Annotated in this window: 22 protein-coding genes; 3 read left to right on the forward strand and 19 right to left on the reverse strand. The window is 71.8% G+C overall.

Features of this window, described 5'->3' with window-relative positions; translation table 11 throughout:
* Positions 1-74: 74 nt before the first annotated feature.
* From lgt to hisI, 11 genes are all read right to left on the reverse strand, one after another.
* Positions 75-1,124: a prolipoprotein diacylglyceryl transferase gene (lgt, locus tag ACVW19_RS07885; RefSeq protein WP_457457846.1), complete on the reverse strand. Its 1,050-nt coding sequence runs from the start codon at positions 1,122-1,124 to the stop codon at positions 75-77.
* Between the two features lie 77 nt (positions 1,125-1,201).
* Positions 1,202-1,981, reverse strand: coding sequence for a thioredoxin domain-containing protein (locus ACVW19_RS07890; protein WP_457457848.1), 780 nt, complete (start codon positions 1,979-1,981; stop codon positions 1,202-1,204).
* Positions 1,982-2,118: 137 nt separating this feature from the next.
* Positions 2,119-2,937, reverse strand: coding sequence for a tryptophan synthase subunit alpha (gene trpA / locus ACVW19_RS07895; RefSeq protein WP_457457850.1), 819 nt, complete (start codon positions 2,935-2,937; stop codon positions 2,119-2,121).
* The gene (trpB, locus tag ACVW19_RS07900) at positions 2,934-4,256 is read right to left on the reverse strand and encodes a tryptophan synthase subunit beta (protein ID WP_457457852.1); all 1,323 of its coding nucleotides are present in this window, start codon (positions 4,254-4,256) and stop codon (positions 2,934-2,936) included. Before trpB ends, trpA begins: the two co-directional genes overlap by 4 nt.
* A 58-nt stretch (positions 4,257-4,314) precedes the next feature.
* Complete coding sequence (gene trpM, locus ACVW19_RS07905) at positions 4,315-4,566, reverse strand: tryptophan biosynthesis modulator TrpM (RefSeq protein WP_457457854.1); 252 nt, start codon at positions 4,564-4,566, stop codon at positions 4,315-4,317.
* A gap of 22 nt (positions 4,567-4,588) precedes the next feature.
* A complete protein-coding gene (gene trpC / locus ACVW19_RS07910; RefSeq protein WP_457457856.1) occupies positions 4,589-5,398 on the reverse strand; it encodes an indole-3-glycerol phosphate synthase TrpC in 810 nt (269 codons plus the stop codon).
* Positions 5,399-5,578: 180 nt separating this feature from the next.
* Positions 5,579-6,031 (reverse strand): DUF2752 domain-containing protein, encoded by a 453-nt coding sequence (locus ACVW19_RS07915; RefSeq protein WP_457457858.1) that lies wholly within the window; start codon positions 6,029-6,031, stop codon positions 5,579-5,581.
* A gap of 77 nt (positions 6,032-6,108) precedes the next feature.
* Complete coding sequence (locus ACVW19_RS07920; RefSeq protein ID WP_457457860.1) at positions 6,109-6,360, reverse strand: HGxxPAAW family protein; 252 nt, start codon at positions 6,358-6,360, stop codon at positions 6,109-6,111.
* 145 nt (positions 6,361-6,505) lie between these two features.
* Positions 6,506-7,144 (reverse strand): TIGR02234 family membrane protein, encoded by a 639-nt coding sequence (locus ACVW19_RS07925; RefSeq protein ID WP_457457862.1) that lies wholly within the window; start codon positions 7,142-7,144, stop codon positions 6,506-6,508.
* Between the two features lie 61 nt (positions 7,145-7,205).
* On the reverse strand, positions 7,206-8,714 hold the full coding sequence (locus ACVW19_RS07930) for an anthranilate synthase component I (protein ID WP_457457863.1): 1,509 nt from the start codon (positions 8,712-8,714) through the stop codon (positions 7,206-7,208).
* 11 nt (positions 8,715-8,725) lie between these two features.
* Entirely contained in the window at positions 8,726-9,142 is a 417-nt protein-coding gene (gene hisI, locus ACVW19_RS07935; RefSeq protein ID WP_457457866.1) for a phosphoribosyl-AMP cyclohydrolase, read from the reverse strand.
* Positions 9,143-9,239: 97 nt separating this feature from the next.
* Between hisI and ACVW19_RS07940 the strand changes: the two genes are divergently transcribed.
* The gene (locus tag ACVW19_RS07940) at positions 9,240-9,875 is read left to right on the forward strand and encodes a TIGR03085 family metal-binding protein (protein WP_457457867.1); all 636 of its coding nucleotides are present in this window, start codon (positions 9,240-9,242) and stop codon (positions 9,873-9,875) included.
* Between the two features lie 63 nt (positions 9,876-9,938).
* Positions 9,939-10,337: a VOC family protein gene (locus ACVW19_RS07945; RefSeq protein WP_457457869.1), complete on the forward strand. Its 399-nt coding sequence runs from the start codon at positions 9,939-9,941 to the stop codon at positions 10,335-10,337.
* A gap of 89 nt (positions 10,338-10,426) precedes the next feature.
* On the opposite strand, the gene hisF is transcribed toward ACVW19_RS07945, so the two are convergent.
* The 8 genes from hisF to hisD are packed head-to-tail and all read right to left on the reverse strand — an operon-like array spanning position 10,427 to position 16,226.
* Positions 10,427-11,212, reverse strand: a complete 786-nt coding sequence (gene hisF / locus ACVW19_RS07950) for an imidazole glycerol phosphate synthase subunit HisF (protein ID WP_457457871.1) — start codon at positions 11,210-11,212, stop codon at positions 10,427-10,429.
* Positions 11,209-11,619 (reverse strand): RidA family protein, encoded by a 411-nt coding sequence (locus ACVW19_RS07955; RefSeq protein WP_457457873.1) that lies wholly within the window; start codon positions 11,617-11,619, stop codon positions 11,209-11,211. The genes hisF and ACVW19_RS07955 overlap by 4 nt, the downstream gene beginning before the upstream one ends.
* Positions 11,616-12,341 (reverse strand): bifunctional 1-(5-phosphoribosyl)-5-((5-phosphoribosylamino)methylideneamino)imidazole-4-carboxamide isomerase/phosphoribosylanthranilate isomerase PriA, encoded by a 726-nt coding sequence (gene priA / locus ACVW19_RS07960; protein WP_457457875.1) that lies wholly within the window; start codon positions 12,339-12,341, stop codon positions 11,616-11,618. The genes ACVW19_RS07955 and priA overlap by 4 nt, the downstream gene beginning before the upstream one ends.
* Before the next feature lie 4 nt (positions 12,342-12,345).
* Positions 12,346-12,987 (reverse strand): imidazole glycerol phosphate synthase subunit HisH, encoded by a 642-nt coding sequence (hisH, locus tag ACVW19_RS07965; RefSeq protein ID WP_202280713.1) that lies wholly within the window; start codon positions 12,985-12,987, stop codon positions 12,346-12,348.
* 2 nt (positions 12,988-12,989) lie between these two features.
* Positions 12,990-13,148: a hypothetical protein gene (locus tag ACVW19_RS07970; protein ID WP_457457877.1), complete on the reverse strand. Its 159-nt coding sequence runs from the start codon at positions 13,146-13,148 to the stop codon at positions 12,990-12,992.
* Between the two features lie 2 nt (positions 13,149-13,150).
* Positions 13,151-13,744, reverse strand: coding sequence for an imidazoleglycerol-phosphate dehydratase HisB (gene hisB, locus ACVW19_RS07975; RefSeq protein ID WP_457457879.1), 594 nt, complete (start codon positions 13,742-13,744; stop codon positions 13,151-13,153).
* On the reverse strand, positions 13,741-14,889 hold the full coding sequence (locus ACVW19_RS07980; protein WP_457457881.1) for a histidinol-phosphate transaminase: 1,149 nt from the start codon (positions 14,887-14,889) through the stop codon (positions 13,741-13,743). Before ACVW19_RS07980 ends, hisB begins: the two co-directional genes overlap by 4 nt.
* Positions 14,886-16,226, reverse strand: a complete 1,341-nt coding sequence (hisD, locus tag ACVW19_RS07985; RefSeq protein ID WP_457457883.1) for a histidinol dehydrogenase — start codon at positions 16,224-16,226, stop codon at positions 14,886-14,888. The genes ACVW19_RS07980 and hisD overlap by 4 nt, the downstream gene beginning before the upstream one ends.
* A 211-nt stretch (positions 16,227-16,437) precedes the next feature.
* Between hisD and ACVW19_RS07990 the strand changes: the two genes are divergently transcribed.
* A complete protein-coding gene (locus ACVW19_RS07990; RefSeq protein ID WP_457457884.1) occupies positions 16,438-18,015 on the forward strand; it encodes an oxidoreductase in 1,578 nt (525 codons plus the stop codon).
* Positions 18,016-18,187 lie beyond the last annotated feature (172 nt).

Consider the following 18,187-nt stretch of genomic DNA (forward strand, 5'->3'; position numbering starts at 1 on the left):
GCCACACACGCCGTGGAGCGCCCGGAGGTCCCGGGCGCCCCACGGCGTCGTTGTCGCAGAAGGCCGGCAGGCCGTCAGTTCTTCTTCGCCGACCCGGCCCCGTCCTTGGAACGGGCGTCCCCGGAAACCGCCTCGGCGTCTTCCTCGGCCTTGGCGCTCTTGGCGTCTTCCTCGGCGTCGGCGTCTTCGCCCGCCTCGGTGTCCTCCGTCGGCTCGGCGTCGTCCTTCGCCTCCGGGGAGTCCGCCTTGCCCTTCTCGCCGGTCCCGGTCCCACCGGAGGCCTCGGCCGCACCGCCGGAGGCGGCAGCCGCGCCCGGTTCCACCACGTCCTCGCGTCCCGGCCGCTTCTTCGCCGACACCACGATGTAGACCACCGCGAGCACGAACACGATCATCGCGGTCCAGTTGTTCAACCGCAGGCCCAGGATGTCGTGGGCCTCGTCGACGCGCATGTACTCGATCCAGAACCGGCCCGCGCAGTACGCCGCGACGTACAGCGCGAACGCCCGCCCGTGCCCGAGCTTGAAACGACGGTCCGCCCAGATGACCAGCAGGGCGACACCGACGCACCACAGCGACTCGTACAGGAACGTCGGGTGGTAGTACCCCGGTACCCGGCCACCCTCCGTGGACGTGATGTGCAGGGCCCAGGGAAGATCCGTCTCCCGCCCGTACAGCTCCTGGTTGAACCAGTTGCCCCAGCGTCCGATCGCCTGTGCCAGTGCCAGCCCGGGGGCCACGGCGTCGGCGTACGGCGGCAGGGCGATGCCCCGGCGCCGGCAGCCGATCCAGGCGCCCAGGGCGCCCAGGGCGACGGCTCCCCAGATGCCCAGGCCGCCCTCCCAGATCTTGAAGGCGTCGACCCAGTCGCGGCCCTCTCCGAAGTAGAGCTGGTAATCGGTGATGACGTGGTAGAGACGGCCGCCGACCAGGCCGAACGGGATCGCCCAGAACGCGATGTCCCAGGCGGTGCCCTTCTGGCCACCGCGCGCCACCCACCGGCGGTCGACGATCCAGAGGGCGACGAAGAGGCCGGCGAGGATACTGAAGGCATAGCCGCGCAGCGGGATGGGGCCCAGGTACAGCACCCCGCTCGACGGGCTGGGAATGTAGGCAAGTTCCATGGCAGGGTCGACGCTACCGTGCCGGACCGGTCCCACGTCGGGTGGCCCGGCTACGGCTCCATAACGGGAAGGCGCGCCTACTGTCCCTGATTGGCCTTCCGGACCATCTCCTTCAGCTTCGCCGGCGTCATCGTCTGGTCCTGGTAGATGTTCTTGTCGCCGAGCAGGACGGTCGGTGTGCCCGAGAAACCGCCCTTCTGGAAGGCCTGCTGGGACTTTCCGATCCAGCTGTTGTGCGTGCCGTCCTCGACACAGCCGCGGAAGGCGGGCGTGTCGAGACCGTCGACCTTGCCTGCCAGCTCGATGAGCTTGCCGTTGTCGGCGAAGGCGTCGTCCGTCTCCTGGGGCTGGTTGTCGAACAGCACGTCGTGGTACTCGGCGAACTTGCCGGCGTCCTGGGCGCAGGCCGCCGCATTGGCGGAGTTGCGGGAGCCGGTGCCGCCCATGTTGCCGTCGATGAGCGTGACCAGGTGGTACTCGATCTTCAGCTGGCCGGACCCGGTCAGCTCGTGCAGGGTCGGGCGGTACGCCAGCTCGAAGGACCTGCAGGCGGGGCAGCGGAAGTCCTCCCACACGGTGAGCGTGGACTTGGCGTTCTCCTTGCCGACCGGGATGGCGAGGCCGTCCTTGCCGAGGGCCCCCGAGGGCGCCACCACCGGGCCGGCCTCTTCACTTCCGTCGTCCTTTCCGGCGTTGGCTGCGACGACTCCGATCACCGCCGCGAGCGCCAGGACACAGACCACGCTCGCACCCACGATCAGGGTGCGGCGCCGCCTGTCCGCCGTCCTCTGCTTCTCGCGCTCGACCGCCAGCCGCTCCCGGGCGGTGCGCTTTCCCTCACGATTCTTCTCGCTCACACCCCGCAGAACGAACCGGGGAGGCGCACCGCGCCTCCCCGGCCTCAGGTCCACCCGTACGAGGGACCCGTATGACTATCTGCTGACGACTTGCGGATGACCGGCCACCCGCGGTGTCCGGTCCGGGAACGGCGTGCTCACGCCTGTCCGCGCACGCCCTTGGCGAGTTCGCCGGCGAGCGCCCGGACGGCCTGGATCCCGGCGGCCGGGTCGGGGGCGTCCAGCATCCGCTTGACGAAGGCGGAGCCGACGATCACACCGTCGGCGAAGCGGGCGACCTCGGCGGCCTGGGTGGCGTCGGAGACGCCGATCCCGACGCACACCGGCAGGTCGGCGCGGCTCGCCCGGGTGCGTGCCACGAGTTGCTCGGCCTGCGTGCCGACCGACTCGCGGGTTCCGGTGACCCCCATGAGGGACGCGGCGTAGACGAAGCCGCTGCCCGCCGCGGTGATCTCCGCGAGCCGCTCGTCCTTGCTGCTGGGCGCGACGACGAAGACGGTGGCGAGCCCGTGCTTGTCGGCGTGTTCCCGCCACAGCGCCGACTCCTGGACGGGCAGGTCGGGCAGGATGCACCCGGCACCGCCCGCTTCGGCGAGCTCGGCGGCGAACCGCTCGACGCCGTAGCGGTCGACGGGGTTCCAGTACGTCATGACGAGGATCGGCTTCCCGGTGGCCCGGTGCGCCTCCCTGACCGTGCGCAGCACGTCGGCGATCCGGACGCCGCCGCGCAGGGCGATGTCGTCGGCGGTCTGGATGACGGGCCCGTCGAGGACGGGGTCGCTGTGCGGCAGGCCCACCTCCACGACGTCGGCACCGCCGTCGATGACGGCCTTGACGGCGTCGATGCCGCCGTCCACGGTCGGGAACCCGGCCGGGAGGTAGGCGATGAGGGCGGCCCGGCCCTCGGACTTGGCCGCGGCGAGGGTGTCGCTCAGCAGCTGCACGTTCCCGCTCACTTGGCGTCCCTCTCGATCTCGGCGGTGTCGGTGTCCGCGTCGGCGGCGACGGTCTTGTCCGTGGTGGCGGTGGTGGCACCGGCGTCGGCGGGGCCGGTGTCGTACAGCCCGAAGTAGCGGGCGGCGGTGTCCATGTCCTTGTCGCCCCGGCCGGACAGGTTGACCACGATCAGCCCGTCCTTGCCGAGTTCCCTGCCGACCTCCAGGGCACCGGCCAGCGCGTGGGCGCTCTCGATGGCCGGGATGATGCCCTCGGTGCGCGACAGCAGCCGCAGTGCCTGCATGGCGGCGTCGTCGGTGACCGCGCGGTACTCGCCGCGGCCGGAGTCCTTGAGGTAGGCGTGCTCGGGTCCGATGCCCGGGTAGTCGAGCCCGGCCGAGATGGAGTACGGCTCGGTGATCTGGCCCTCGTCGTCCTGGAGGACGTAGGAACGCGAGCCGTGCAGGATGCCGGGCTCGCCCGTGGTGAGGGTGGCCGCGTGCTCGCCGCTCTCGATGCCGTGGCCCGCGGGTTCGCAGCCGATCAGCCGTACCGAGGCGTCCGGGATGAAGGCGTGGAAGAGTCCGATGGCGTTGGAGCCGCCGCCGACGCAGGCGACGGCGGCGTCGGGCAGCCGTCCGGCGCGCTCCAGGAGCTGGCGGCGGGCCTCGACGCCGATGACCCGGTGGAAGTCGCGCACCAGGCCGGGGAAGGGGTGGGGCCCGGCGACGGTGCCGAAGAGGTAGTGCGTGTTGTCGACGTTGGCGACCCAGTCGCGGAACGCCTCGTTGATGGCGTCCTTGAGGGTGCGGCTGCCGGACTTCACGGCGATGACCTCGGCGCCGAGCATGCGCATCCGGGCCACGTTGAGGGCCTGACGCCGGGTGTCGATCTCGCCCATGTAGACGGTGCAGTCGAGGCCGAACAGGGCGCAGGCGGTGGCGGTGGCGACGCCGTGCTGGCCGGCGCCGGTCTCGGCGATGACCCGGGTCTTGCCCATGCGCCTGGTGAGCAGCGCCTGGCCCAGCACGTTGTTGATCTTGTGTGAGCCGGTGTGGTTGAGGTCCTCACGCTTGAGGAAGACCCGGGCACCACCGGCGTGTTCGGCGAAGCGCGGCACCTCGGTGAGGGCGCTCGGGCGGCCGGTGTAGTTCACCAGCAGGTCGTCGAGTTCGCGGGCGAACTCGGGGTCGGCCTTGGCCTTGTCGTACTCGACGGCGACCTCGTCCACGGCGGCGACGAGCGCCTCCGGGATGAACTTGCCGCCGAACGCTCCGAAGTAGCCTTCGGCGTTGGGGGTTTGACCCTCCGGGTCGGGGATGAAGAACTGGCTGGGCATGCGGAAACCTCACGGTGAGCGTTGTTCTCGGTCACTGGTCGCCGTGGGGGCGGGGGTGTCAGGCCGCTGCGGGCCGTGTGCGGCTCGTCGCGTCCGCGCGACGGAGCCGCACGTGTTCAGGTACAGTCCCGCGCCCCTGGAAGGGGCGCTGCCATCGCATGCCGTTGACCTGACCCGGCTCGTCACCGATCGCGTACCGGACCCGGCGCCCGTGGACCCGGCGCGCGGGCGCGCGGCAGCCGCGCGGGCGGCAGCCACGGGCGAGGCGCGCGTACGGGTCCCTGGCGGTCAGGGTGATCGGGAGCGTCATCGGGGCCAAGCCTACCGGGGGGTCAGCCGCGGCCGTGCCGCAGCGCCGGGTGCTCGCCCGCCGCCACCAGGTCGGCGACCGCCGTCTTCGGGTCGCGGCCGGTGACCAGGGACTCGCCGACCAGGACGGCGTCGGCGCCGGCGTTGGCGTAGGCGATCAGGTCGTGCGGGCCCCGGACGCCGGACTCGGCGACCTTGACGAGGTGGTCCGGGAGCTCGGGGGCGATCCGCTCGAAGGTGCCGCGGTCGACCTCGAGGGTCTTGAGGTTGCGCGCGTTGATGCCGATGACCTTGGCGCCCGCGTCGATCGCGCGCTCGGCCTCCTCCTCGTCGTGCGCCTCGACGAGCGGGGTGAGCCCGATGGACTCGGCACGCTCGATCAGCGACTCCAGGGCCGGCTGGTCGAGGGCGGCGACGATGAGCAGCGCGAGGTCGGCGCCGTGCGCCCGCGCCTCCCAGAGCTGGTACGAGGTGACGATGAAGTCCTTGCGCAGGATGGGGATGTCCACGCGCGCACGGACCGCCTCCAGGTCGGCCAGCGAGCCGCCGAAGCGGCGCTGTTCGGTGAGGACGGAGATGACGGCCGCGCCGCCCGCCTCGTAGTCGGCGGCGAGTCCGGCCGGGTCGGCGATCGCGGCGAGCGCGCCCTTGGACGGGCTGGAGCGCTTGACCTCGCAGATCACCTTGACGCCCTCGCCCCGCAGGGCGGCCACGCCGTCCTTGGCCGCGGGGGCCTTGGCCACACGCTCCTTGAGCTCGTCGAGGCTCACACGTGCCTGCCGCTCCGCGAGGTCGGCACGGACTCCGTCGATGATCTCGTCGAGCACACTCACGCGAGAGGCCCCCTTCCAGACGGTCCGTCTTCAGTGCGTTCGTTTCCGTCCCGGGGCGTCCCCGCCCTCATGGTCGGGTCGCCGGACGAAACCGGTGGTCATTGCGATGGTATCCGTAATGGGGCGTACCCCTCGCATCCGGTGGATGCCGGTCCCACTGGCTGGACGTTCAGCGGTTGATCAAGGGTGCAGCCAGCTGCCGAACGGCAGGTTCCGGACAACCGTGAAGACCAGCAGCAGCGCCCCCAGGGACCACAGGAGTGCGGGTGGGGGGTCGATGCGCAGGGGCTTGCCGCGCGCCGCGCGGGCCACCCATGCGGTCCAGAGCACGGCGAGGGCCGCGTAGCCGAGGACCGCGGGCGCGTTGGCCTGGAGGGCCGTCAGGAGGTCGCCGTGGACGACGGCGTGGGCGCTGCGCAGCCCTCCGCAGCCGGGGCAGTACAGGCCGGTGAAGCGCAGCAGCGGGCAGACGGGGTAGTGGCCGGGTTCGTTGGGGTCCACCGCTCCGACGTAGGTGAAGGCCCCGGCGACGGCGGCGAGCGCCCCGGCGGGGAGGGCCAGGCGTGCGGCCCTGCCGCGGGGTGCGCGGGGCGTGCCGGGTGTGCGGGGGCTGACGGCGTTCACAGGGTGCATTGTGCCCCGCGCGCATGCGTCAGGGGCGGTTGCGGCACCCGTGTGCCGACCGCCCCTGGCCGGAGCGCTCCCGGCGTTCAGCTCTGGGCGCGGGCCGGCTCGCGGTCGCCGGTGGCCTGGTTCAGGGGGTGGACGTGCTCCGGCTTGCCCATGCCCATCTTGCTCATGATCCCGCCGACGGCACCGCCGAGCAGCGCGATGCCGATGCCGGCCCAGAAGCCGACCGGCGAGCTCACGACCGTGAACACGCTCGCGACGCAGAAACCGATGAAGGCGATGATGACACCGGTCCAGGCGGCCGGGGTGTGACCGTGGCTGCTGCCCGCCATTGCTTGCTCCTCGTTGCTGTGTACTTGTCTGAGCAGGATGCTCGGACTCATTGTCCCGCACCCGCGTGCGTGCCGTCAGTGGGGGTGCACCTCCGCGCGGCGAACATGCCTTCCGGTGCTCGACCGGACCGCGGTGCGGCCCGGTTCAGGTCCCGGTCGGGTCCTCCCCGCGGTCGAGGGCCTTCCACAGTTCCTCGGGCCGGTCGGGATCGGCGGCGGCCGCGCGGCGTGGCCGGGGGGCACCGCCGCGCTCGTAGCGGCCGGACATCGCGGGCCACAGCCTGCCGTAGCGCAGGGCGAGCGCGCCGGCCAGCAGGAGCAGCAGACCGCCCACGGCCGCGACGTAGGGCCAGGCCGTGTGGCTGAGGGCCGCCACCGTGGCGGAGGTGTCGCCGGAGACCTCGGCGGCCTTGTCGTCGAGCGCGGAGCTGTCGGAGGCGCCGAGCAGGGCGGCCGTGACGATGCCCGCGCCGGACAGGGCGAGCAGCGCGGCGACGGCGAGGCGGCCGGTCCGCCGGACGGCGAAGACGGCGACGAGCGCGGCCAGACCCACCACGGCGAGGGCGGCGGGGACGCCGGTGACGTCACTGCCGTTGGCGGTCAGGGGAAAGGCGCCGCCGGCCACCGTGGCGGTGCCCTGGGACCACTGCTGCCGGGTGGCGAGCAGGGCCACGGCCGCGCCCAGGGCCCCGCACAGCAGGGCGACGGCGAGACTGAGGCGGCCGGCGCGGGCGGGGCCGGCGGCGTCGGAACGGGGGGGAGGTGCAGCAGTCACGTACTCCACTATCGCGTGACCCGTGCGCGAACCGTCACCCGGGGCTCGTCCCGGACCGCCCCGCACCGTCTCACACCGTGCCCAGCCGGTTCGCCGTGTGCACGGCCCGCAGCACCGCGGCCGCCTTGTTGCGGCACTCGACGTCCTCGGCCACCGGGTCGGAGTCGGCGACGATTCCGGCGCCCGCCTGGACGTACGCGGTGCCCCCGCGCAGCAGCGCGGTGCGGATCGCGATGGCGGTGTCGGAGTCGCCCGCGAAGTCCAGATAGCCGACGCAGCCGCCGTACAGCCCGCGCCGGGACGGCTCGAGTTCGTCGATGATCTGCATGGCCCGGGGCTTGGGCGCACCGGAGAGGGTGCCGGCCGGGAAGCAGGCGGTGAGCACGTCGAAGGCGGAACGGCCGGCCGCGACCCGGCCGGTGACCGTCGAGACGATGTGCATGACGTGCGAGTACCGCTCGACGGACATGAAGTCGACGACCTCGACGGAACCGGGCTCGCAGACCCGTCCGAGGTCGTTGCGGCCCAGGTCGACGAGCATGAGGTGCTCGGCGCGCTCCTTGGGGTCGGCGAGCAGTTCCTCCGCGAGGGCCTGGTCCTCCTGCGGGGTGGCGCCGCGGGGCCGGGTGCCGGCGATGGGGTGGACCATCGCCTGCCCGTCGTCGACCTTCACGAGTGCCTCGGGGGACGATCCGACCACGTCGAAGGCCTCGCCGTCCCCGTGGGGGAACCGGAACAGGTACATGTAGGGCGAAGGGTTGGTGGCCCGCAGCACCCGGTAGACGTCCAGGGCACTCGCCGTGCACGGGGTCTCGAACCGCTGGGAGGGGACGACCTGGAAGGCCTCCCCCGCGCGGATGCGTTCCTTGATGTCCTCGACGGCCGCGCGGAAGTCGGGGCCGCCCCACAGCGCGGTGTGGTCGGGGAGTTCGGAGGGCGGGAGGACGGCCGGGGGCTGGGCCACCGCGCGGGTGAGGTCGGCCTCCATGGCGTCCAGGCGGGCCACGGCGTCGGCGTGGGCCTCGTCGACGCCGGTGTCCAGGTCGTTGTGGTTGATCGCGTTGGCGATCAGCCAGACGGAGCCCTCCCAGTGGTCCATGACGGCGAGGTCGCTGGTGAGCAGCATGGTCAGTTCGGGCAGTCGCAGGTCGTCCCGTTCGCCGGGGCCGATCTTCTCCAGCCTGCGCACGATGTCGTAGCCGAGGTAGCCGACCATGCCGCCGGTGAAGGGCGGCAGGCCGAGGTCGTGGGCGAGGTCGCGCGGGGTGTGCAGGGTTTCGAGCGTGGCGCGCAGCGCGACGAGCGGGTCGCCCTCGGCCGGCACTCCGACGGGCGGGGTGCCCTCCCAGTGCGCCTGTCCGGCGCGTTCGGTGAGGGTGGCGGCGCTGCGGACGCCGACGAAGGAGTACCGGGACCAGGACCTGCCGTTCTCCGCGGACTCGAGCAGGAAGGTGCCGGGGCGCTCGGCGGCGAGCTTGCGGTAGAGGCCGACGGGGGTGTCGCCGTCGACGAGGAGCTTGCGGGTCACCGGGATGACCCGGCGGTCGGTGGCGAGCTTGCGGAACGTCTCGAGGTCCATGCCGGCCGACCTTACTGATCCGAGGCGGGCACGTCGGTGCCGGCGCCGTCCGGGCGGGCGTCCGTGAGCAGCACGTCGGCGTCGAAGCAGGTGCGGGCGCCGGTGTGGCAGGCGGCGCCGACCTGGTCGACCTTGACCAGGAGGGTGTCGGCGTCGCAGTCCAGGGCGACGGACTTCACGTGCTGGACGTGTCCGGAGGTGTCCCCCTTGACCCAGTACTCCTGGCGGCTGCGCGACCAGTAGGTGCAGCGGCCGGTGGTCAGCGTGCGGTGCAGCGCCTCGTCGTCCATCCAGCCCAGCATCAGCACCTCCTGGGTGTCGTACTGCTGGGCGATGGCGGGCAGGAGACCGTCGGGGCTGCGCTTGAGCCGTGCGGCGATCTGCGGGTCTAGGCGGCCGGGCCGGGACGTGCTGGTCATGGGGACCATTGTGCCGTGCGGGACGGGTGTGCCCGGGTCCCGTCCACCGACTGGAAAGGGGGCGGATCGGGTGGGCGGGCCGGGCGGGTCGCCGTAGGCTGACCCCATGTCGACCCATGCCAAGCGTGAACGACTTCTCCTGGCCGATCTGCTGGAGACGGCGGGCCCGGAGGCCCCCACTCTCTGCGAGGGCTGGCGCGCCCGTGATCTCGCCGCGCACGTGGTGGTGCGCGAGCGCCGTCCCGACGCCGCCGGCGGCATCCTGGTCAAGCAGCTCGCGCCGCGTCTGGAGCGGGTGATGGCGGAGTTCACCGCCAAGCCGTACGAGGAGCTGATCCAGCTGATCCGTACCGGCCCGCCGCGCTTCTCGCCCTTCAACCTCAAGCAGGTCGACGAGCTGTCGAACATCGTCGAGTTCTACGTCCATACGGAGGACCTGCGCCGCGCCCGGCCCGACTGGACGCCGCGTGAGCTGGACCCGGTGTTCCAGGACGCCCTGTGGTCCCGGCTGGAGCGCAGCGCCCGGCTGATGGGCCGCGGCGTCCCCACGGGCCTGGTGCTGCGCCGTCCGGACGGCCAGACCGCGGTGGCCCACCGCGGCACGCCCGTGGTCACGGTGACCGGCGAGCCGTCGGAGCTGGTGCTGTTCGCCTACGGGCGGCACGGCGCCGCCAAGGTCGAGCTGGAGGGCGACGCGGACGCGATCACGAAGCTGAACGAGTCCAAGCAGCTCGGGATCTGAGACTTCGTTCCCCCGGAGATCTGATAGATCTGAGGCACCTGAGAGATCGGAAGAAGAAGTCCCATGATCAAGGTCGCCATGACCAGCGTGTATGTCGACGACGTCGCGAAGGCGCACGCGTTCTACACCGATGTGCTCGGCTTCGAGACCCGTACCCGGATGGACCTGGGCGGCGGCACGCTGTTCATCACGGTCGGGGCTCCCGAGGGCGCTCAGCGGGACCTGGAGCTGCTGCTGGAGCCCGGCCAGGGGCCCATCGCGGAGCCGTACCGCAGGGCGGTGCGTGAGGCGGGCCTGCCCGCCATGGTGTTCTCCGTGACGGACCTCCGCGCGGAGTACGAGCGGCTGCGCGGCGAGGGCGTGATCTTCGTGCAGGAGCCGCAGGAGCAGGGCCCGGTGGTCACCGCCCTCCTGGACGACACGGTGGGCAACCTGGTCCAGCTCTCCCAGCCCAAGGACTGAGCGCCGGCGGCGCATGCGTCCGCCCCGTAGGGCAGTTGGCCCCGGCCGTCTCGAGACGGCCGGGGCCAACTGCCCTACGGGGCGGGGCGTCACCGGACCGGGTGGCCCGCTTCCCGCAGGGTCTGCTTCACCTGGCCGATGCGCAGGTCGCCGAAGTGGAACACCGAGGCGGCGAGGACCGCGTCGGCGCCCGCGGCGACCGCGGGCGGGAAGTCGGTGAGCCGGCCGGCGCCGCCCGAGGCGATCACCGGGACGGTGACGTGCTTGCGGACGGCGGCGATCATCTCCAGGTCGTAGCCGTCCTTGGTGCCGTCCGCGTCCATGGAGTTGAGCAGGATCTCGCCCGCGCCCAGCTCCGCGGCCCGGTGCGCCCACTCCACGGCGTCGATGCCGGTGCCCCGGCGGCCGCCGTGCGTGGTGACCTCGAAGGAAACGCCGGACTCACCGGACTCACCGGACTCGGTGGACCCGGTGCGGCGGGCGTCGACCGACAGGACGAGGACCTGACGGCCGAAGCGTTCGGCGATCTCCCGGATGAGGTCCGGGCGGGCGATCGCCGCGGTGTTGACGCCGACCTTGTCGGCGCCCGCCCGCAGCAGCTTGTCCACGTCCTCGACGGTGCGGACGCCGCCGCCCACGGTCAGCGGGATGAACACCTGCTCGGCGGTGCGGCGCACCACGTCGTAGGTCGTCTCGCGGTTGCCCGACGAGGCGGTGATGTCCAGGAACGTCAGTTCGTCGGCGCCCTCGGTGTCGTACACCTTGGCCATCTCGACGGGGTCGCCCGCGTCACGCAGGTTCTGGAAGTTGACGCCCTTGACGACCCGGCCGTTGTCCACGTCCAGGCAGGGGATGACTCGTACGGCCAGGCTCATGCGGGTACTCCGTGGTCTCCGCCGGGACGGAACGCCTCGACCTCGATCTCGACCACCAGGCTGGGGTCGACGAAGCCGGAGACGATGATCATGGATGCGGCGGGGCGGACGGAGTCGAACAGCTCCTTGTGTGCGCGCCCCACCTCGTCCACGTCCCGGGCGTGGGTGATGTACATACGTGTCCGTACGACGTCGTCACGGCCGAGGCCCAGCTCCTCCAGCGCCGCGAACGCGACGCCGAAGGAATTGACGGTCTGCTCGTACGGGCCGCCTCCGACGATCTGACCGTCCACGATCGACGTGCAGCCGGCGACCAGCACGAGGCCGTTCGGCAGCTGGACCGCCCGGGAGTAGCCGAACGACTCCTCCCAGGGCGCGCCGGTCATGACGCGTCGTACGTCGCTCACTGGGCTACCGCCTCCAGGGCCGCCTCCAGGGTGAACGCCTTCGCGTACAGGGCCTTGCCCACGATGGAGCCCTCGACACCGAGCGGGACGAGCTCGGCGATGGCCCGCAGGTCGTCCAGCGAGGACACGCCGCCGGAGGCCACCACGGGGCGGTCGGTGGCGGCGCAGACGTCCTTCAGCAGCTCCAGGTTCGGGCCCTGGAGGGTGCCGTCCTTGGCGATGTCGGTGACGACGTACCGCGCGCAGCCCTCCTTGTTGAGGCGCTCCAGCGTCTCGTAGAGGTCGCCGCCGTCCCGGGTCCAGCCGCGTCCGCGGAGGGTGGTGCCGCGCACGTCGAGGCCGACGGCGATCTTGTCGCCGTGCTCGGCGATGACCTTGGCGACCCATTCGGGGGTCTCCAGGGCGGCGGTGCCGAGGTTCACGCGGGTGCAGCCGGTGGCCAGGGCGGCGGCCAGGGAGGCGTCGTCGCGGATGCCGCCGGACAGTTCCACCTTGATGTCCATGGCACGGGCGACCTCGGCGATCAGCTCGCGGTTGTCGCCGGTGCCGAACGCGGCGTCCAGGTCGACCAGGTGCAGCCACTCGGCACCCGAGCGCTGCCAGGCGAGCGCGGCCTCCAGGGGGGATCCGTAGGAGGTCTCGGTGCCGGACTCGCCGTGCACGAGGCGGACGGCCTGGCCGTCGCGGACGTCGACGGCGGGGAGGAGTTCGAGCTTGGCCATGTCGCTACAGGGTTCCGATCCAGTTGGTGAGGAGCTGGGCGCCGGCGTCGCCGGACTTCTCGGGGTGGAACTGCGTCGCCCACAGGGCACCGTTCTCCACCGCGGCGACGAACGGCTTGCCGTGCGTGGACCAGGTGACCGTCGGCGCCCGCATCACCGGGTTGTCCGCCGGGAGGGTCCAGTCGTGGACGGCGTAGGAGTGCACGAAGTAGAAGCGGGCGTCCGCGTCCAGTCCGGCGAACAGTTCGGAGCCGGCCGGCACGTCCACGGTGTTCCAGCCCATGTGGGGCACGATGTCGGCCCGCAGCGGCTCGACCGAGCCGGGCCACTCGTCCATGCCCTCGGTCTCGACGCCGTGTTCGATGCCCCGCGCGAACAGGATCTGCATGCCGACGCAGATGCCCATCACGGGCCGGCCGCCGGACAGCCGGCGGTCGATGATCCAGTCGCCTCTGGCCTCCCTGAGGCCCTTCATGCAGGCGGCGAAGGCGCCGACGCCGGGGACCAGCAGGCCGTCGGCGTTCATCGCCGTGTCGAAGTCGCGGGTGATCTCCACGTCGGCGCCCGCGCGCGCGAGGGCGCGTTCGGCGGAGCGGACGTTGCCGAAGCCGTAGTCGAAGACCACGACCCGCTTGGTGGCGCTCACGGTCACACCTCCAGCCGAAGGACGCCGGCGGTCAGACACATCGCGGCGCCGATCGCGAGCACCACGACGAGACTCTTGGGCATCTTCTGCTTGATGAACGAGACGACCCCGCCGACGAAGAACAGGCCGACGACGATCAGGGCGGTGGACAGGCCGTTCATGCCTACAGGGCGCCCTTCGTGGAGGGCACGATGCCCGCCGCGCGGGTGTCGCGTTCGGACGCGTACCGCAGGGCCCGGGCCAGTGCCTTGAACTGGCACTCCACGATGTGGTGCGCGTTGCGCCCGTACGGCACGTGCACGTGCAGGGCGACCTGGGCCTGGGCGACGAAGGACTCCAGGATGTGCCGGGTCATCGTGGTGTCGTACTCGCCGATCATCGGCGCCATCTTCTCGGGCTCGGTGTGCACGAGGTAGGGGCGGCCGGACAGGTCGACGGTGACCTGGGCGAGGGACTCGTCCAGGGGGACCGTGCAGTTGCCGAAGCGGTAGATGCCCGTCTTGTCGCCGAGCGCCTGCTTGAAGGCGCCGCCGAGGGCGAGGGCGGTGTCCTCGATGGTGTGGTGGGAGTCGATGTGCAGGTCGCCCTCGGTCTTCACGGTCAGGTCGAACAGACCGTGCCGGCCGATCTGGTCGAGCATGTGGTCGTAGAAGCCGACCCCGGTGGAGATCTCCGTCTTTCCGGTGCCGTCGAGGTCGATCTCGACGAGGACCGACGTCTCCTTCGTCGTCCGCTGCACGCGTCCTACGCGGCTCATGCGCTCTGCTCCTTAGGGGGTGTGGGGGTGGCCCCCACGTAACTGACCAGTTCACGGACCGCGTCGAGGAACGCGTCGTTCTCGGCCGGGGTGCCCGCGGTGACCCGCAGCCGTCCCGGTACTCCGTTGTCCCGGACCAGGACGCCCCGGTCGAGGATCTTCTGCCAGACCACGTGGGCGTCCGCGAACGTGCCGAACTGGACGAAGTTCGCGTCGGACGCGGTCACGTCGTAGCCGAGGTCACGCAGTTCGGTGACCAGCCGGTCCCGCTCCCGCTTCAGCTGCTCGACGTACTTCAGCAGCGTGTCGGTGTGCTCCAGGGCGGCCAGCGCGGTCGCCTGGGTGATCGCCGACAGGTGGTAGGGCAGCCGGACGAGCTGCACGGCGTCCACGACCGCCGGATGCGCGGCGAGGTAGCCGAGGCGCAGGCCGGCCGCGCCGAACGCCTTCGACATGGTGCGGGAGACGACGAGGTTAGGGCGTCCCTCGAGCATCGGCAGCAGCGAGTCGCCGTGGCTGAACTCGACGTACGCCTCGTCCACGACCACCATCGACGGCTTGGCCGCCTGGGCGGCCTCGTACAGCGCGAGGACCGTCTCGGCCGGGACCGCGTTGCCGGTGGGGTTGTTGGGGGTGGTGACGAAGACGACGTCCGGGCGGTGTTCGGCGATCGCCTTCTCGGCGGCGGGCACGTCGACGGTGAAGTCGTCGCCCCGGGGGCCGGAGATCCATTCGGTGCCGGTGCCGCGCGCGATGAGTCCGTGCATCGAGTACGACGGCTCGAAGCCGATCGCCCTGCGGCCGGGCCCGCCGAAGGTCTGCAGCAGTTGCTGGATGACCTCGTTGGAGCCGTTGGCCGCCCAGACGTTCCGGGCGCCTACGGGGTGCGAGCCGGTCTTCGTCAGGTACTCGGCCAGCCTGGTGCGCAGCTCGACCGCGTCCCGGTCGGGGTAGCGGTTGAGGTGCCGGGCGGCCTCACGGACCCGCTCGGCGATCCGCTCGACGAGCGGTTCGGGCAGCGGGTAGGGGTTCTCGTTGGTGTTCAGCCGTACGGGGACGTCCAGTTGGGGCGCTCCGTAGGGGGACTTGCCGCGCAGTTCGTCCCGTACGGGGAGGTCGTCGATGGTGACGTGCGTGTCGTTCACTTGCTCTCGGGCACCTTCCAGCCGAACCTCGCCTTGATCGCCGCGCCGTGTGCGGGCAGGTCCTCCGCCTCGGCCAGTGTGACCACGTGGTGCGCGACGTCGGCCAGCGCGTCCTCGGTGTAGTCGACGATGTGGACGCCGCGCAGGAAGGACTGGACGGACAGGCCCGAGGAGTGGCAGGCACAGCCGCCGGTGGGCAGGACGTGGTTGGATCCGGCCGCGTAGTCGCCCAGGGAGACGGGGGACCAGGGGCCGACGAAGATCGCGCCGGCGTTGCGCACCCGGTCGGCGAGTGCGGCGGCGTCGGCGGTCTGGATCTCCAGGTGCTCGGCGCCGTAGGCGTCGACCACCCGCAGGCCCTCGTCGAGGCCGTCGACCAGCACGATCGCGGACTGCCGGCCGGCGAGCGCCGGGACGATCCGGTCCTCGATGTGCTTGGTGGCCTTGACCTGCGGCTCCAGTTCCTTCTCCACCGCGTCCGCGAGGTCCGCGGAGTCGGTGACCAGGACGGCGGCGGCCAGCGGGTCGTGCTCGGCCTGGCTGATCAGGTCGGAGGCGACGTGCACCGGGTCGGCCGTGGCGTCGGCGAGGATCGCGATCTCGGTCGGGCCGGCCTCGGCGTCGATGCCGATCCTGCCGGTGAAGTAGCGCTTGGCGGCGGCGACCCAGATGTTGCCGGGGCCGGTGACCATGGGGGCGGGCGGGCAGGACTCGGTGCCGTACGCGAACATCGCGACGGCGGTGGCGCCGCCCGCGGCGTACACCTCGTCGACGCCGAGCAGCGCGCACGCGGCGAGGATCGTCGGGTGCGGCAGTCCGCCGAACTCCTTCTGGGCCGGCGAGGCCAGCGCGATCGACTCGACGCCGGCTTCCTGGGCCGGGACCACATTCATGATCACGGAGGACGGGTAGACGGACCGGCCGCCGGGCGCGTACAGGCCCACTCGGTCGACGGGCACCCACTTCTCGGTGACCGTGCCGCCGGGCACGACCTGGGTGGTGTGGGTGGTGCGGCGCTGTGCGCGGTGGACGAGGCGGGCGCGTCGGATGGACTCCTCGAGGGCCGCGCGCACGGCCGGGTCCAGCTGCTCCAGCGCGTCGGTGAGGGCCCGCGCCGGCACCCGGACGGACTCCAGACGCACGCCGTCGAACCGTTCGGCGAAGTCGATCAGCGCCGCGTCGCCCCGATGATGCACGTCCTCGCAGATGGGCCGCACCTTCTCCAGGGCGGCCGCGACGTCGAAGTCGGCTCGGGGCAGCAGGGCGCGCAGGGCGGGGCCCTCGGGGAGGGCGGCGCCGCGCAGATCGATTCGGGCCAGGAAGGAATGTTGCAGCACGGGGTCAATTCTCTCAGACCCGCGCCGGACGCCGTGCGAGCGTTCCAGTGACTGATACGGACTCCTCACGGTGACGCATTGTGCACATCGAGAAGACCTTCCTCACTTTCTGTGTTCAACGGGTCACCCAGTGGGCATGAACCGCTGTACGAAGAGACGAACTCGCAAGTATCCGGGGAAACACCTGGAAAGGCCGGAAAGGGGGGAGGACGTGACCGAGGGAGCGGGGCCGCGCGCCGGGGAGCCGCCGGACGACCTGACCGCCGTGGAGGCGGGCATGTGGCAGGCCTTCCGCAACGGCAGCGTGTACGACCTGAGCAGCGGGGACAGCGTCGTCGACGATCCGCACGGAGGGCACCCGTGGGGGCCGGAGCGGACCGTGCGGGCCCGCGTCGTGTGCTGGCTCCTGCTGGACGGACCGTCCGCGCTGGCCGGCCGGGTCTCCTCACTGAAGCTGGTCGGAGTGCGGATCAGCGGTGTGCTGGACCTGGCGGGCGGCACGGTGGCGCCGTACGTCGAGATGCGCGACTGCCGCTTCGAGCGGGACGTGCTGCTGCCGGAGGCCCGGTTCACGACGATGCGGCTGGTGGACTGCTCGGTGCCGCGTCTGGAGGCGGCCCGGTTGCAGACGGAGGGCGATCTGCATCTGCCGCGCTGCCGGTTTTCGGGTGGCATACGGCTGACCGACGCCCAGATCGGTACGGATCTGCTGCTCAACCAGGCGGTCGTGCACCGCGACCGCAGCGGCCGCTCGATCGCCGCGGACGGCATGACCGTCGGCCAGGACCTCCAGGCCGAACTGCTGGAGTCGCACGGCGAACTGAGCCTGCGGACCGCGCAGATAGGTGTCTCGCTGAGTCTGCGCGGGGCCCTGCTGGACAATCCGTCCGCCCGGCTCGCGCTGAACGCGCCCCAGCTGACCGTCGAGCGGTCGCTGTATCTGACGCCCGCCGGGGTCGGTTCCCAGGCGAGGAGCGGGATGACACCGGCGCGCGGGACGCGGATACAGCGGTTCGAGTGCCGGGGCGGGGTGCGGCTGGACGACGGGCGGTTCGGTGACGCGGTCGACTTCGAGCGGGCCCGGTTCACCCTGACCGACGACCAGGAGCTGTCGCTGTGCCGGGTGCAGACGCCGGAGCTGCGGTTCCTCGGGGAGCGGCCGGCCCGCGGGCGGGTGACGCTGTCGGGAGCACGGGTGGTCAACCTGGTGGACCGGGCGGACAGCTGGCCGGGGCCCGGTCGGCTGCACATGGGCGGCTTCGTCTACGAGACCCTCGTGCCGCGCGGGCCGTTCTCGCTGGCGGAGCGGCTGGAGTGGGTGGCCGCGGCGAGCGCCGAGTACACCCCGGAGCCGTACGAGCGGCTGGCCGCCGTGCTGCGGGCGGGCGGCGAGGACGAGGACGCCCGCGAGGTGCTGCTCGCCAAGCAGCGCAGGCGCCGCGAGAGTCTGCCGGTGGCGGCCAAGCTGTGGGGCTACGCGCAGGACTGGACGGTCGCCTACGGCTACCGGCCGGGGCGGGCCGCGGTGTGGATGGCGGTGCTGTGGGCGGGTGGCTCACTGGCGTTCGCGCACGCGCACCATCCGCCCATCAAGGACGGCGAGCACCCGACGTGGAATCCCGCCCTTTTCGCCCTGGACCTGCTGTTGCCGGTGATCGACCTGGGCCAGGTGGGGTTCTGGCAGCTGCGCGGCGGCTGGCAGTGGCTCGCGGCGGCGTTCATCCTGCTGGGCTGGATCCTCGCCACAACGGTGGCGGCGGGGGCCACCCGAACCCTGCGCCGCCTCTGACCTTCTCCGACTCCCTTCGACACCCTTCGACACCCTTTGATGCCCTTTGACCCCCTTTGATCGGCCCTGCCCGGACCAGCCCCGACAGCACTCCCCCGGCCCCGGCAGTCCCGGCGAGCCCGGGGGCTTTTTACCCGGCCTTGACCAGGTCGCGTACAACTTTCCGTGACTT

Source organism: Streptomyces sp. TE5632 (genome assembly GCF_054061295.1).